This window comes from Microbispora sp. ZYX-F-249 (assembly GCF_039649665.1).
GTDB classification, from domain to species: Bacteria; Actinomycetota; Actinomycetes; order Streptosporangiales; family Streptosporangiaceae; genus Microbispora; species Microbispora maris.
The window spans coordinates 22,482-35,901 of the sequence record NZ_JBDJAW010000026.1; the positions used below are offsets into that span (position 1 = coordinate 22,482).

Genomic DNA, 13,420 nt, shown 5'->3' on the forward strand with positions numbered 1-13,420 from the left:
GATCGGTGGAATGCTGGCGGGCATGATCCGTGACCATGCGATCGTGACCTGGGCGGCCGGGGACGACGGCCGGGAGGACCTGCGGGCGCTCCTGGCCGCCTACCACCTGCGGACCGAGGCCGAGAAGGGCGTCCCGGTGGCCGACGCGGCGCGCCTGCCCGAGCGCTACCGGGCGGAGGTCGAGGATCCGGGCGCGGCGTTCGCGGACGACGTCGTGCTGGTCGCGCGCCGTGGCGACGCCGCGATCGGCTGCGTGGTGCTCGCGGCGCCCGCGGGTGGACGGGCGGAGATCAAACGCCTGTGGGTGGACCCGGACGAGCGGGGCAGGGGCGTGGCCGCCGCGCTCGTCCGCGCCGCGCTCTCCCGGGCGCACGCGACCGGCCTGCGGTCGGTACGGCTGTCGGTGTGGCGGTGGCGGACGACGGCGATCGCCCTCTACGAGCGGCTCGGGTTCACCGTCACCGCGCCGTGGGACTCCCGTGACGACCTGATCTGCATGGAGCACACCCTCGGCCGGTCCCGAGGCCCGGCCGTGCGCGGGGTGTGAGGGCGCGCGTCAGCCGACCTCGCGCAGCACCGGAATTTCGGACAGCTCGGCGTGCCCATTCCGGTCAGGCCATGAGGCGGGCACGACGGCCCAGACGGTGGTCGCCTCCTCCTCGTGCCGGACTCCCCAGCGCTCGGCGAGGTACTCCACGATGCCGAGTCCGCGGCCGCCGAGGGACGACAGCGTCGGGCGGCCCGCCCGGGGCTCCGTGTACGCGCCACCGTCGCTCACGGCCACCTCGACCTGCGAATCCGAGCAGACCCAGGCCACTTTGAGCCGCCCGCACGGGAGAGGATGGGCGTGGCGCAGCGCGTTGCTCAGCAGTTCACTCATGATCAACACGACGTCGTCGACGGCGGAGGCGAGCAGCCCCGCGGTCGAAAGCTCGGCACTCAGGCGCTGACGTGCGACGGCGACGCTCGACGGTGCGTACGGCAGCATCACGACGCTCGACGCACTCACCTCCCCCATACCCCCGTATCTGCTGCACGAGCAACTACGACCGAAATGCCCCGCTCACTCAGCCGGGAAACCGTGCCCCGCATCACAGCTTGTGCACATTGGACAATAGATCAGTCCTTAAGTGGTGACGCCACGCTCCGATCTGTCCTGGCAGGATGAAGATTCCGCCGAGTTCAGCACCAGCCGCATGCGGGTTCCCCCGCCGGACCGGGGCAGCGCGGCGACGTCCCCGCCCTGGGCCCGGGCGAGGTTGCGCACGATGTAGAGCCCCAGGCCGACCCCGCCGAACCTGCGCCGGTTGCCGCTGTCGGCCTGGACGAACCGCTCGAAGATCCGCTCCCGGTCGCCCGGCGCGATGCCCACTCCCTCGTCGTCCACCACCAGCACGACCCGGTCGTCCTCCGGCCACGCCTCGACCCGGATCAGGCCGCCGTCGGGGGAGTACTTGAACGCGTTCTCCAGCAGTTGGGCCAGGAGGATGTCGGTGGCCAGGGCGTCGCCGTACGCGAGGGGGAGGTCGGGCGGGATGTCCACCTCCAGCCGGTGCCGGTCTGACAGGACCGGCAGCCCCAGCGTCGCCGCGTGCACCCGGGCGGCCAGGTCGAAGGGCTCGACCCTGACCTTCAGCTCCTCCGCGCCCGCCCGCGCGCCGAGCAGGAGATGGTCCATGAGCTGCCCGAGCGAGCGGGCGCGCTCGGCGATCGTGTGGACCGCCCCCCGCCGCTCCACGTCGGACAGGTGGTCCCAGCGGGAGTCGAGCGTGCTGGCGAAGCCGTGCACGATCGTGATCGGCGTCCGCAGTTCGTGACTGGTGGTGGCGAGGAACAGGTCCTTGGCCTCCTCCAGCTCCTTGGCCCGGGTCACGTCGCGGAAGTCGACGACGGTCTCCCCCGTCTCCCGGATCTCCGCGCACAGCACGTCGAGCCAGCGGCCGGACGGGAGCTGGAAGGTGAGCTTCTCCCCCGGCGCCGGCAGCGGGAAGGGCGGCGGCCCGCCGATGACCCGGTCCGCCGGGTGGCCGGTCAGCTCGGCCGCGGCCGGGTTCCACCGCACGACCGCCCCCGCGCCGTCCAGCACCGCGATGCCGTCGGCGCTCGCGTCGAAGACCGCCCGCTCGTGGGCGCGCTGCCGCACCGCGTCCTGGTAGGCCGTCGCGTTGGCGACCGCGATGCCGGCGTGCCCGGCGAGCAGTTCGAGCAGTTCGAGCTCCAGATGACTCGCCTTGCGCCGGGCGAACAACGCGTAGAGCGCTCCATAGGGACGCCCGCCGACGGCGGCGATGCCGACGGCGATCGTGTGCAGGCCGGGCAGGCGCGCCCAGATCAGGTCCGGGAAGCCCTCCGGGCCGGTCTCCAGCAGCACGGTCTTGCCGGTGCGCAGGAGCTTGGCGACCAGGCTCGTGTGCAGGTCGGCGGTGGCCCCGCGCAGCGTCTCCGGCAGCCGGTGGACGCCGACCAGGCGCAGCCGGTCCCCTTCTATGGACACGAAACCGCCGGCGTCGGCGCCGGTCAGCTCGGTCAGGCTCGCGGCGATCCGGTCGAGCACGACGGGCAGGTCGAGTTCGGCGTTGATGTCGCCGACCACGTCGGTCAGCCTCCGCACCAGGCGGGCGCGCCGCACCATCCTGCCGTGCGCCGCGTCGTCGTCCTCGGCGGCGTGGTAGACGTTCACGTACCCCAGCAGGACGCCGCCCGGCGAGCTCAGCGCGCTCGTGTCCACCCGCAGGTCGAGCAGCCGCCCGTCGCGGTGGAGACGTTTGGTGGTCAGCGACACCCGGCCGCCCGCGCGTACGCGTTCGAGTACGGCGTTGTGCTCGGCCATCAACTCGTCGGGCACGATCGGCGCCCGCCTGCCGAGCAGATCGGCCGCGGGCCAGCCGAACATCCGCTCGGCCGCCGCGTTCCAGCTCAGCACGGCCAGGTCGCGATCGAGCGCGACGATCGCGTCGGGGGAGCCGGCCAGGACCGCACGCGCGAGGCCCTCCTCGACGTCGCTCCCGTGGAGTTCCGCGCCGGGGCCGCCGCCCGGCTCCATGTCGAATTCGCCCGCGAGCACGTCCGCGGCGTCAGCGACCACGGGGGCGATGTCCGCCGCCCGGCCGTCCACGCTGCTGTCACCCACGCCCCCATCGTGCCTTCTTTCACCTTTTGATCATGGCCTTTTCCGTCACCTCGCAATCGCTCCGATACGCTGCCTGCACGCAGAGAAGAGAAAGTGGGGCCGCCCATGTCCACCGAGGACCTCGAAGCCCTGCTCCGCGTGACCTCGCCGGGCTACGTCGGCGAGACCCCGCCCGAGGTCGCCTTCGGCACCACCGACGCGCCGGTGGGCCGCCTGGTCCTCGCGGTGACCGCACGCGGCGTGCTCGCCTGCACCTACGAGGGCGAGCACGAGGTCTTCGCCCGGATCTCCCGCGCCGTCGGCTCGTTCATCGGGCCGGACCCGCGCCGCCTCGATCCCCTCCGCAGGGAGCTCGACGCCTACTTCACGGGCAGGCTGCGCACCTTCTCCCTCTCCGTGGACCTGCGTCTGGTCACGGGCTTCAGCCGTACGGTGATCCAGCTCATGCCGGCCGTGCCGTACGGCAGCGTCACCACCTATCAGGACATCGCCGAGCGGATCGGGCGGCCGCAGGCGCCCCGCGCGGTGGCCAACGCCCTCGCCGGCAACCCGGTCTGCCTGCTCCTGCCGTGCCACCGCGCCGTGGAGGGCCCCGGCGCGCTGGGCGGCTACGCGGGCGGCCAGGCGGCCAAGGAGCACCTGCTCCGCCTGGAGGGCGCGCTCCAGCCCGGCTCCGGCCCGGTGCCGGGCCGGCCCTAGGCCGCGCGGCCCCGGGAACGGAGGCGGCGGGCCGGGACGGACACCGCCACGGTCGCCAGCGCGGCCACCAGGAACGCGGCGAGCGCGGCGTTCATCCAGGGCTGGTGGACGAACCCGAGGGCGAGGCGGACCTCGGTCCAGATCCCGTCCCACCAGCCGACGGTCGGGGTGGAGGTCACGATCCAGTACGCGACGAACCCGAGGATCCACGGCACGACCATGAGCCAGCGCGAGGGGGCGTCCTCGGCCGTGTTCCACCGGGCGGCCCCGCCGAGCAGGAAGTAGTCCACCACGAGGACGGCGAACATCGGCACGAACACCGCCCCGATCACGCTCAGGAACGCGCCGTAGGAGTTCACGTCGGCGAACAGCGCGATCAGCGTGGTGAGCACACCGATCACGACCGAGACCACCCGGCGGTCCCAGCGCGGCGCGAGGTTCTGGATCGACACGGTCGTCGAGTAGACGTTCGCGAACGACTGGTCGGCCTCGCGCAGCACCAGGATGCCGAAGAACACGACCCCGAGAGGGGCGGCCACGAACGGGTCCCACACCTTGTCCCCGTCGTTGCCCACCAGGGCGAGCGCGGCGATGCCGAGGGCCAGGCAGGCCACCTGCGCGATCGTGTATCCCGCCACCACGCCGGTGAACGCCGCGCCGCTCGACCGCGAGTGCCGGGCGTAGTCGGCCGCCATCGGCACCCACGACACCGACAGCGCGATCACGTAGTCGACGGCGGGGGCGAAGGCGTCCCAGGAGCCGCCCCCCACGGACGGCCCCTGGTTGAACAGGGCGACCGACAGCCAGATCATCGCGATCACCACGCCCGCCGTGACGTAGCGGCGCAGCAGTCGCAGCGCGCCGAGAGGCCGGATCGTCAGCGCGATCGTCAGCGCACCTGCCGCGAGCACCCACACCGCGTACGGCACCGCCGTGCCGAACAGGGCCTGCGCGCCGTTGGCGATCACCCACAGCTCGAAGGCGCCCCAGCCGAGCATCTGCACGATGTTCAGCACGGTGGGGACGTACGACAGACGGGCCCCGAACAGGCCGCGCAGCAGCACCATCGCGGGCCGCCCGGTCCGCGTGCCGGGGATCGCGGCCAGACCGACCATCGCCGTCCCGAGCAGGCTGCCGACGACGGCCGCGACCACCGCCGCGGTGAAGGTCAGCGGCTTGCCGCCCAGCGGGTCGAGCAGGAACAACGCCCCCGAGAAGCCGAGAAGGCTGACGCCGAGATTGGCCCAGAACGCCCCCTGGTCGAGCAGGCCCAGGGTTCTCGGGGCCTCCTCGTCCAGGGTGAGCGGAACCTCCGCGTGCGCGTCGTCGACGACGGCAGAAGTCATCACACGCTCCCTACGCCGGCATTATCCGGACAGGTTCATGCGGTCGGCGGCACGACTTCGATCCGCCCTCTCAGCCCGGTCACGCCCGAGCTCCCGCGGGTATTGATGATGTCTTTGGGATTATGACACTTCTTTGACCGTTTTCCTATGCGACGTAGGGCACCCCGCCGGTCTCGCTGACCATCGGGCGCCCGGCGGCGGCCCACAGCTGCATGCCGCCGTCCACGTTGACGGCGTCCCTGCCGACATGGTTGAGCCACATCGCGGCGTGCGCCGACCGTCCGCCGACGCGGCAGACCACGTACACCGGCCGGTCGTGCGGCACCTCGTCCACCCGCGCCTGCAGCTCGCCGAGCGGGATGTGGACGGCGCCGGGCGCGTGACCGGCCACCCACTCCTCGTTCTCACGGACGTCGAGCAGGTACGCGTCGTCGGGCAGGGCGTCGGGGGTGATTTCCGGCAATGTCATGCGCCCATTGTGGCCGCACGCCGCCGATGCCCGGGCCAAGGCCGGAAGCTGTGACCCACGGTGATCCGCGGACGCTACTTGAGGAGGCGGGACATCCGGCGATCGGCCAGCGGCTTGCCGCCGGTCTGGCAGGTCGGGCAGTACTGCAGCGAGGAGTCGGCGAACGACACCTCCCTGATCGTGTCGCCGCACACCTCGCACGCCTCGCCCGTACGGCCGTGCACGCGCAGGCCCGGCTTCCTGTCCGACTGGAGGTCCTTGGCGGCCTGCCCCCTGGCCCGGCCGACCGCGTCCCGCAGCGTGCTCACGATCGCGTCGTGCAGGTCGGCGACCTGGCCGTCCGTCAGCGTTCCGGCGATCTTGAAGGGGGACATCTTCGCGACGTGCAGCACCTCGTCGGAGTAGGCGTTGCCGATGCCGGCGATCACCTTCTGGTCCCGCAGCAGGCCCTTGATCTGCGTCCGGCTGCCGCCCACGATCGTCTTCAGCACGCTTGGCGTGAAGTCCTCCGCCAGCGGGTCGGGCCCGAGGCCGGCGACCCCCGGGACGTCCTCGGGATCGCGCACCACGTACACCGCCAGGCGCTTCTGCGTGCCGAGCTCGGTGAGCTCGAAGCCGGGGGCGCGGCCGTCCTCGCCGGGCGACAGCCGTACGCGGACCGCGAGCGGGCCCTTGCCCGGCCGCACCGGCCGCGCGCCCGTGAGGTCGTCGCGCCAGCGCAGCCGGCCGCCGCGCGCCAAGTGGGTGACGAAGTGCAGGCCGACGCAGTCGACGTCGAGGAACTTGCCGTGCCGCGCCACGCCGGTGACGAGCAGCCCGGCGAGCGCGGTGACGGGCGGGTCGACGGTCTTCAGGGCCTGGAAGGCGGTCACGTCGACGCCGACGACGGCATGGCCGACGGCGTGCTCGCGGAGGAACTCGGCGAGCGCCTCGACCTCGGGCAGCTCCGGCATGCCTTCAGACTAGGTCGCGTCCCGTGATCTTTTCAGCCCGCCGCGGCGTACGGCGGAAGATCACGGGACACTCTCCGGCCCGGCAGGGTCAGGGGACGTCCCAGAACGCGAGCTCGTGCTCCATGCCCCGGACGAACAGCTCCCGGGCGCGCGCCGGGTCGGGAGCCGCCTCGTCGATCATCACGGCGATGCGCGCGGAGAGGGCGGCGAAGCCGGGATCGGCGTAGGTGTCCACCCACGCCTTGTACCGGGGCTCGGCGGGCGGGTCGGCGGCCAGGATCCGGCCGAGCGTCGAGTAGCCCCACATGCAGGGGTACAGCGCGGCCAGGCCTTCCGCGTAGTCGGCCGCCGCCTCCAGCAGGAACGAGGTGTACGCCGCGCAGGCCGGGCCCTTCACCGCGCCGTCGAGGTCGGCGCCGAACTCGGCCGACAGCGACCGGTGCAGGTCCAGCTCGTCGTGCCAGGTGGCGTACGCGAGATCGACCAGGTCGCCGAGGTGACCGTCCGGAGCCTGCCAGGCCAGCCGGCTGAACACCCGGACGTAGTCGAGCAGGTAGAGGTAGTCCTGCTCAAGCCACGACCGGAAGACCGGCTCGGGCAGGTCGCCCGCCGCGATGCCGCGTACGGTCGGGTGCGCGAGCTGGGCGTCCAGCATCGGCCGCCCGATGGCATGCAGCTCGTCAGATATTCCCATAAAGGCACATTCTGGCCTGGATCGGCGCGTTACGCTCGATCACGTGACACTGACGATCGCCGAGGAAGTGCTGCTGCTGGCCTACCGGGAGGACACCGGCAAGCCGATCATCGGGTCGATGGAGCTCGACTGCGCCCTGGCGGGTGCTCTGCTCGCGGAGCTCGCCGTACGCGGACGCGTCGGCTTCGACGGCAAGAAGCTGCGGGTCGAGAACGGCTCCCCGCTGGGTGACGAGGAACTGGACGCGACGCTGTCCCGGATCATCGGTGAGGCCGGGCGGCACGACGCCGGCTGGTGGGTGGGCAAGCTCCGCATGGGCAGGCTGCGCAAGCGGCTGCTCACCCGCCTCGCCGCCCGGGGCGTGCTGAGCGAGCAGGAGGGCAAGGTCCTGGGAATCTTCCCCACCACGCGCTATCCCGAGCTCGACCCGCGCCACGAGCAGGGCGTGCGGGAGCGCGTCCAGAACGTGCTGACCGGGGCCGAGCCCGACGAGCGGACGGCGGTGCTGTTCGCGGTCATGCATGCGGCCAGACTCGACCGCAAGGCGTTCCCCGGGGCGCCGAAGGACCGGGTCAAGGAGATCGCCCAGGGCCAGTGGACGGGCGAGGCGGTCCGCAAGACGATCGCGTCCGTGCACGCCGCCGTCGTCGCGGCCACGACCGCCGCGACGGTCGCCGCCACCGCCGGAGGCTGACCCGGCCGGAACCGGCGGCCGACCCTGCCGGAACCGGAGGGAGCCCCGCCGCCCGTGCCGCGCATCCCGCGCATCCCGCGCACCCCGCGCGCCCACGTGAGCGGCCGGGCGCGTCGCACGGCCGCCGCGGCTACTTGGTGATCACGTCCTTGGGGACCTGCTTGTCGGCGGCGAGCGCCTCGAACAGGCGCAGCGCCTTCTGCGTGTCCCACTTCACCACCGCCTGGCCGCCGATCGTGGGCAGCGAGCCGATCGGCACGGCGGTGGCGACGGGTCCCTCGCGCATGGCCAGACCGACCGACAGCAGGTCGAACAGGCCGGTGCCGGGGTCGACGGCGACCGAGTCGGCCGCGCTCAGCGCCAGCGGGACCGAGGTGAACGGGTTGATCAGCGTGCCCGGGCTCGCGGCCTTCTGCACGACGGCCGAGAAGAACTGACGCTGCCGCTGGGTGCGCTCGAAGTCCGGGATGGCGCCGGTGGCCCGGGTGCGGACATAACCGAGCGCGGTGCCGCCGTCCATGTCCTGGCAGCCCTTCTTCAGGTCGATCCCGGCCTTCGGGTCCTTGATGTCCTGCTTCACGCAGATGTTGACCCCGCCGACCGCGTCCACGATGCCGACGAACCCGCCGAACCCGATCTCCATGTAGTGGTCGATCCGGATGCCGGTCACCCGCTCGACGGTCTTGGCCAGGAGCTTCGGCCCGCCGAAGGCGTACGCCGCGTTCAGCTTGCCGCTGCCGTGCCCCTCGATCGGGACGTACGAGTCGCGCGGCAGGCTGACCAGGGTCGGCCGGCCGCTGTCGGGGATGTGCAGCAGCATCATCGTGTCGGTGCGCTTGCCGACGGCCTTGCCGGTGGCGAGCTTCCTGCGCTGTGCCGCGGTCAGCCCCGCCCGGCTGTCGGACCCGACCAGCAGCCAGTCCTCGCCCGGCGTCTCGGCGGGCCGTCCGCTGTAGTCGGTCAGCGACTCGACCGGCTTCAGCCGGGAACCGATCCAGAAATATCCGGCTACGGCGGCGACGAGCAGGAGCACGACCAGCACCACGACGACCCGAAGGATGGTCCTGCCGGTCCGCCGCGGTCCGCGGCCACCGCCGCGCACGGCCCCGTCGCGGCCCCTCGGCCCGCCGCCGCCACCGTGCGGGGCGCCGCCGTCCCGGTCCCCGGCCTCGTGCCCGCTCCCGCCGAGCGGGCGGATCGGAGTGTCGCCGGAGCGCGGCTTGCCGTACACCTTGGAACGGACCCGGGGGACCGTGTCCTCCCTGCCGGACCCCGCCCGGGCGGCCGGAGCCTCCGCGCGGGGCTGTGCCGCCGGGGGCGGTGCCGCCGGAGGCCGGGCCGTACGGCGGTACGCGCGGGTCGCCTCGTCCTCGTCGGCCACCTGAACCCCCAGCCCCTCAGCGTCCTTGCGCCTGCTTTGACCGCAGCGGCCGAAGTCTTTGCCGATGCGCCCCCTTCTTCACGGTACCCAGACGCCCTCTAAGCAGTCAGTAAAGGCTGCCGGGAAACACAGGAGAGATTCCAGCCGTTACGGTGGTATACCACCACGCGAAAGGATCGTCGTGTCCGTTTCGGACCCCTGGAGTACCTGCCCGTGCATACGCACGGGATCTCATGATCGCATGGCGGGCGCCCGATGAGCGCCGCCCTCGGCCTCCTGGCCGTGCTGCTTCTGACCCTGGCCACCGGGTTCTTCGTGGCGCAGGAGTTCGCCTTCGTCGCCGCCGATCGCGGCACCCTCCGCGAGCAGGCCGCGGCCGGTGACGGCGCCGCGCGCCGGGCCCTCGACATCACCGGGCGCCTGTCGTTCATGCTCTCCGGCGCGCAGCTCGGGATCACCGTCACCACCCTGCTGGTCGGTTTCATCGCCGAGCCCGCGATCTCCGGCGTGCTGCGCGGCCCGCTCGAGGCCGCCGGGCTGCCCGCGGCCGCCGTCCCCGGGGTCTCCGTGGCCCTCGGTGTCGCGATCGCCACGATCGTGCAGATGATCCTCGGCGAGCTCGCCCCCAAGAACCTCGGTATCGCCCGCCCCGACGACGTCGCGAAGTTCCTGTCTCGCCCGACGCACGTCTACCTCGTGGTCGCCGGGCCCGTCATCCGCTTCTTCGACGCCTCGGCGACCAGGCTCGTGCGCCTGTTCGGCATCGAGCCGGTGGAAGAGCTCGAACACGGCGCCACCCCCGAAGAGTTGTCGCGCATCGTGACGGAGTCGGCCGCGGCGGGCGAACTGCCGCCCCGGCTGGCCGACACGCTGGAGCGGGCGCTCGAGTTCGGCGACCGCACCGCCGAGGACGTCATGGTCCCCCGCCCGCGCGTGGTCTCGCTGCGCGCCGAGTGGCCGGTCGGCGAGTTCCTCGACGCCCTGCGTACGCACGGCCACTCCCGTTACCCGGTTCTCGGCACCGACGCCGACGACGTCGTCGGCGTGGCCGGGCTGCCCGAGTATCTGAAGGCAGGCGCCCCGTCCGACGGGCTCGTCGGCGGCATCACCCGCGCGCCGCTGCTCGTCCCCGCGACGCTGCCGCTGCCCGAGCTGCTGCGGCGGATGACCTCCGCGGGCGAGACGCTCACCTGCGTGATCGACGAGTACGGCGGGCTGGCCGGCGTGGTGACGCTGGAGGACCTGGCCGAGGAGCTCGTCGGCGAGCTGATGGACGAGAACGACCCCGAACCGCTCGGCGTGGTACGGCACGGCGACGACGTCTGGGACGTGCCGGGCACCCTCCGCCTCGACGAGGTCGAGCGCGCGACGCGCGTGCGGCTGCCCGAGAGCGAGGACTACGAGACCGTGGCCGGGCTCGTCCTCGCGCTCCTCGGCCGGATGGCCGAGCCCGGCGACCGGGTCGTCTCCCCCCTCGTGCCCGAGCCCCACCTCTTCGACGACGAGGGGGAGGACGCCGAGCGGGCCGTGCTCACGGTGCTGAGCGTGCGCCGCCGCGTCCCCGAGTGGGTGCGGGTGTCGACCGAGACGTCCGCGGTGGAGTCGGCGCAGGCGCCGGAGGAGGAGCGGCCGGAGCGGGAGAAGGCCCGCACGGCCGCCCGTGACCAGAGCGGCGCCGACTACGCCACCGAGCTGTTCTCCGCACTGTTCCAGGGCAGGCCCGCATGAGTTCTCTCACCGGCGTTCTGCTCGGCATCGTGCTGCTGGCCGCCAACGGGTTCTTCGTGGCGGCCGAGTTCGCCTTCGTCTCGGCACGCAGGCACCGGCTGGAGGAGGTCGCCGTCAGCGGCGGCCGGCTGGCCAAGATCACGGCCCGCGCCGCGGTCAGGGGCGGGCGCGAGCTGTCGCTCATGCTCGCCGGGGCGCAGCTCGGCATCACCCTGGCCTCCCTGGGCCTCGGCATGGTCGCCGAGCCCTCCATCGAGCACCTGATGGAGCCGGTGCTCACGCTGCTGCCCGAGTCGCTGCGCACCCCCGTGGCGTACGTCGTGGCGCTGGCCCTGGTGACGTTCCTGCACATGGTCGTGGGCGAGATGGCCCCCAAGTCGCTGGCGCTCACGCATCCCGAGCGGGCGGCGATGGGACTGTCGCTGCCGTTCCGCGGCTTCGCCTGGATCGTCCGCCCGATCCTGGCCGTGTTGAACGCGCTGACCAACGGCGTGCTGCGGCTGGCCGGCGTACGGCCCCGCGACGAGCTGGCCACCACCCGCACGCCGCGCCAGCTCGCCATGCTGGTGGCCGAGTCGGGCCGGATGGGCATGCTCGACCGCGACGAGCACGACCTGCTCACCCGCGCGCTGCGGGTGCACTCCCAGCCGGTCGAACGGCTGATGGTGCCCGTCGGCGAGGCGCCCTCGGTGCCCGCGAACGCCGACGACCTGCTCGTACGCCGGACGGCGGCGCGCGGCGGGAGCCTGCGCATGCTGGTCGTCACCCCCGACGACGTGGTCGGCGTGCTCCACGTGCGCGATTCGGTCATCCAGCCGGGACGCCGGGCCGGGGAGCTCGCGACCCCCGTCCCCCGGATGGCGAAGAACACCACGATCTCCGACGCGGTGACTCTGCTGCAGGAGGCGCGCGCCCAGCTCGGCCTCGTCACGGACGCCGGCGGCACGCCCGTCGGTGTGATCGATCTCACCACCCTGGTCGGTGAGCTGCTCGTGGCCTGACAAGTGCGGGAACGTCTCTCATCACGAGACGCAAACTCTCACTAACTGGGACAGATGGTAAAGGTCGCCGCCTGCAAGTCTGCGGAAAGTGGTTTGAAAGGCGGCCTCCGGAGAATGTGCAGTGCGCGCGGAGGGGGCCCCGATCTTCGGGGCCCCCTGTGCGACACGCACACGAGGCCCGTGCCGTACGGGCCGGGAGGGGAGGCCGGACGTGGATGCTTCGCTTGCGACCAGGCGAGGCGCGTCGTCCGGCCGAGCGCCCCAAGGGGCTGCCCCACTGAGCCACACAAGAAAAAAGCCCCGGCCGGCGACTGCCGAGCGGAGCTTGTTTCTGGTGGGCAAGGGGGGAGTTGAACCCCCACGTCCTCTCGGACACACGGACCTGAACCGTGCGCGTCTGCCATTCCGCCACTTGCCCTTGCGGTTGGCCCCCATCTCTGGGTGCCTGGAAAGGTTAGCACGTATCCGCCCGTGCTTACGAACCCGGATACGATCCCTCTAAACGACGATGCGAAGGAGCTCAGTGCAGCACCGGAGCGATCGCGACCGTAGTGGCAGTGGAAGGGAGGTATCCGGTGGGAGTCCTTCAGCGCTTCGAGCGCAGGCTCGAAGGGTTGGTTGAAGGGGCCTTCGCAAGGGCGTTCAAGTCCGATCTCCAGCCGGTCGAGGTTGCCAGCGCCGTGCAGAGGGAGATGGACGAGCGCGCCGCGATCGTCGCTCAGGGTCGCACGCTCGTGCCGAACGACTTCGTGGTGGAGCTGTCGACGACCGACAGCGAACGGCTGGAGGTGTACGCCGACAGCATCAGCCATGAACTGGCCACTCTCGCGAGGGAGTACGCCAAGGAGCAGGGCTACTCGTTCGTCGGGCCGGTACGGGTGCGGTTCGAGACCGCCGACGACCTCGCGGTCGGGCTTTTCCGCATCCGGTCGGGGGTGATCCGCGGCGCGACGGTGGAGCAGGACGAGATCCGTCAGCCGCCGACCGACGTGCCCGCCGGCAGGCCCAGCGCGTTCCAGGGGCGTCCCCGGCTGCTCGTCTCGACCCAGGACGACCCCCAGGGCCAGCGGTCGTACGAGCTGACCACACCGGTGACGCTGCTCGGCCGCGGAACCGATTGTGATCTTCGGCTGGTGGATCCCGGCGTATCACGGCATCATGCCGAGCTAAGAGTGGAAGGGCCGCAGGTCGTGCTCGTGGACCTGGGGTCGACCAACGGCACTTTCGTCAACGGCCAGCCGGTCCGCAGGGTCGAGATGCAGGACGGGACGAGGGTGACCCTCGGCCGCACGACACTGGTGTTCAGGCGCGATTAGAGGTAGACA

The 13,420-nt window shown here is 72.1% G+C and carries 13 protein-coding genes, 1 tRNA gene and 1 riboswitch; of the genes, 6 read left to right on the forward strand and 8 right to left on the reverse strand.

Annotated elements, in window-relative coordinates; all coding sequences use genetic code 11:
- Positions 1-22 precede the first annotated feature (22 nt).
- Positions 23-547, forward strand: coding sequence for a GNAT family N-acetyltransferase (locus tag AAH991_RS26935; RefSeq protein WP_346228702.1), 525 nt, complete (start codon positions 23-25; stop codon positions 545-547).
- Positions 548-556: 9 nt separating this feature from the next.
- Here the strand turns inward: AAH991_RS26935 and AAH991_RS26940 are convergent, their stop codons facing one another.
- Positions 557-1,018 carry an ATP-binding protein gene (locus AAH991_RS26940; protein ID WP_346228703.1) on the reverse strand — a complete coding sequence of 154 codons (462 nt, stop codon included), beginning with the start codon at positions 1,016-1,018 and terminating at the stop codon, positions 557-559.
- Between the two features lie 108 nt (positions 1,019-1,126).
- Positions 1,127-3,043 carry a PAS domain S-box protein gene (locus AAH991_RS26945; RefSeq protein ID WP_346228802.1) on the reverse strand — a complete coding sequence of 639 codons (1,917 nt, stop codon included), beginning with the start codon at positions 3,041-3,043 and terminating at the stop codon, positions 1,127-1,129.
- 192 nt (positions 3,044-3,235) lie between these two features.
- Between AAH991_RS26945 and AAH991_RS26950 the strand changes: the two genes are divergently transcribed.
- Positions 3,236-3,829 (forward strand): methylated-DNA--[protein]-cysteine S-methyltransferase, encoded by a 594-nt coding sequence (locus AAH991_RS26950; RefSeq protein ID WP_346228704.1) that lies wholly within the window; start codon positions 3,236-3,238, stop codon positions 3,827-3,829.
- Here the strand turns inward: AAH991_RS26950 and AAH991_RS26955 are convergent.
- The 4 genes from AAH991_RS26955 to AAH991_RS26970 form a co-directional block, all read right to left on the reverse strand.
- Positions 3,826-5,175, reverse strand: a complete 1,350-nt coding sequence (locus AAH991_RS26955; RefSeq protein WP_346228705.1) for a purine-cytosine permease family protein — start codon at positions 5,173-5,175, stop codon at positions 3,826-3,828. The genes AAH991_RS26950 and AAH991_RS26955 overlap by 4 nt on opposite strands.
- A riboswitch (TPP riboswitch) is annotated at positions 5,166-5,282 on the reverse strand. Its footprint overlaps the gene before it by 10 nt.
- Positions 5,283-5,320: 38 nt before the next feature.
- Entirely contained in the window at positions 5,321-5,644 is a 324-nt protein-coding gene (locus AAH991_RS26960) for a rhodanese-like domain-containing protein (protein WP_346228706.1), read from the reverse strand.
- Between the two features lie 74 nt (positions 5,645-5,718).
- Positions 5,719-6,597, reverse strand: a complete 879-nt coding sequence (locus AAH991_RS26965; RefSeq protein WP_346228707.1) for an Fpg/Nei family DNA glycosylase — start codon at positions 6,595-6,597, stop codon at positions 5,719-5,721.
- 88 nt (positions 6,598-6,685) lie between these two features.
- Positions 6,686-7,291 carry a TenA family protein gene (locus tag AAH991_RS26970; RefSeq protein WP_346228708.1) on the reverse strand — a complete coding sequence of 202 codons (606 nt, stop codon included), beginning with the start codon at positions 7,289-7,291 and terminating at the stop codon, positions 6,686-6,688.
- Positions 7,292-7,334: 43 nt separating this feature from the next.
- Between AAH991_RS26970 and AAH991_RS26975 the strand changes: the two genes are divergently transcribed.
- Positions 7,335-7,985 carry a GOLPH3/VPS74 family protein gene (locus AAH991_RS26975; RefSeq protein WP_346228709.1) on the forward strand — a complete coding sequence of 217 codons (651 nt, stop codon included), beginning with the start codon at positions 7,335-7,337 and terminating at the stop codon, positions 7,983-7,985.
- Between the two features lie 130 nt (positions 7,986-8,115).
- Here the strand turns inward: AAH991_RS26975 and AAH991_RS26980 are convergent, their stop codons facing one another.
- Positions 8,116-9,366, reverse strand: a complete 1,251-nt coding sequence (locus AAH991_RS26980; RefSeq protein WP_346228710.1) for an LCP family protein — start codon at positions 9,364-9,366, stop codon at positions 8,116-8,118.
- A gap of 255 nt (positions 9,367-9,621) precedes the next feature.
- Here AAH991_RS26980 and AAH991_RS26985 point away from each other — a divergent pair, with 255 nt between their 5' ends.
- Both AAH991_RS26985 and AAH991_RS26990 read left to right on the forward strand, forming a co-directional pair.
- Entirely contained in the window at positions 9,622-11,094 is a 1,473-nt protein-coding gene (locus AAH991_RS26985) for a hemolysin family protein (RefSeq protein ID WP_346228711.1), read from the forward strand.
- Positions 11,091-12,095, forward strand: a complete 1,005-nt coding sequence (locus AAH991_RS26990; RefSeq protein WP_346228712.1) for a hemolysin family protein — start codon at positions 11,091-11,093, stop codon at positions 12,093-12,095. The genes AAH991_RS26985 and AAH991_RS26990 overlap by 4 nt, the downstream gene beginning before the upstream one ends.
- Positions 12,096-12,427: 332 nt before the next feature.
- Here AAH991_RS26990 and AAH991_RS26995 read toward each other — a convergent pair.
- Positions 12,428-12,513: transfer RNA gene (locus AAH991_RS26995), tRNA-Leu, on the reverse strand.
- A 157-nt stretch (positions 12,514-12,670) separates the two neighbouring features.
- Between AAH991_RS26995 and AAH991_RS27000 the strand changes: the two genes are divergently transcribed.
- On the forward strand, positions 12,671-13,411 hold the full coding sequence (locus AAH991_RS27000; RefSeq protein ID WP_346228713.1) for an FHA domain-containing protein: 741 nt from the start codon (positions 12,671-12,673) through the stop codon (positions 13,409-13,411).
- Positions 13,412-13,420 lie beyond the last annotated feature (9 nt).

Excerpts from the sequence above, each read along its gene's own strand:
- AAH991_RS26940 (WP_346228703.1), bottom strand. The coding sequence starts at position 1,018 with ATGGGGGAGGTGAGTGCGTCGAGCGTCGTGATGCTGCCGTACGCACCG.
- AAH991_RS26945 (WP_346228802.1), bottom strand. The coding sequence starts at position 3,043 with ATGGAGCCGGGCGGCGGCCCCGGCGCGGAACTCCACGGGAGCGACGTC.
- AAH991_RS26955 (WP_346228705.1), bottom strand. The coding sequence starts at position 5,175 with ATGACTTCTGCCGTCGTCGACGACGCGCACGCGGAGGTTCCGCTCACC.
- AAH991_RS26950 (WP_346228704.1), top strand. The coding sequence starts at position 3,236 with ATGTCCACCGAGGACCTCGAAGCCCTGCTCCGCGTGACCTCGCCGGGC.
- AAH991_RS26970 (WP_346228708.1), bottom strand. The coding sequence starts at position 7,291 with ATGGGAATATCTGACGAGCTGCATGCCATCGGGCGGCCGATGCTGGAC.
- AAH991_RS26985 (WP_346228711.1), top strand. The coding sequence starts at position 9,622 with ATGAGCGCCGCCCTCGGCCTCCTGGCCGTGCTGCTTCTGACCCTGGCC.
- AAH991_RS26935 (WP_346228702.1), top strand. The coding sequence starts at position 23 with ATGATCCGTGACCATGCGATCGTGACCTGGGCGGCCGGGGACGACGGC.
- AAH991_RS26960 (WP_346228706.1), bottom strand. The coding sequence starts at position 5,644 with ATGACATTGCCGGAAATCACCCCCGACGCCCTGCCCGACGACGCGTAC.
- AAH991_RS26965 (WP_346228707.1), bottom strand. The coding sequence starts at position 6,597 with ATGCCGGAGCTGCCCGAGGTCGAGGCGCTCGCCGAGTTCCTCCGCGAG.
- AAH991_RS26990 (WP_346228712.1), top strand. The coding sequence starts at position 11,091 with ATGAGTTCTCTCACCGGCGTTCTGCTCGGCATCGTGCTGCTGGCCGCC.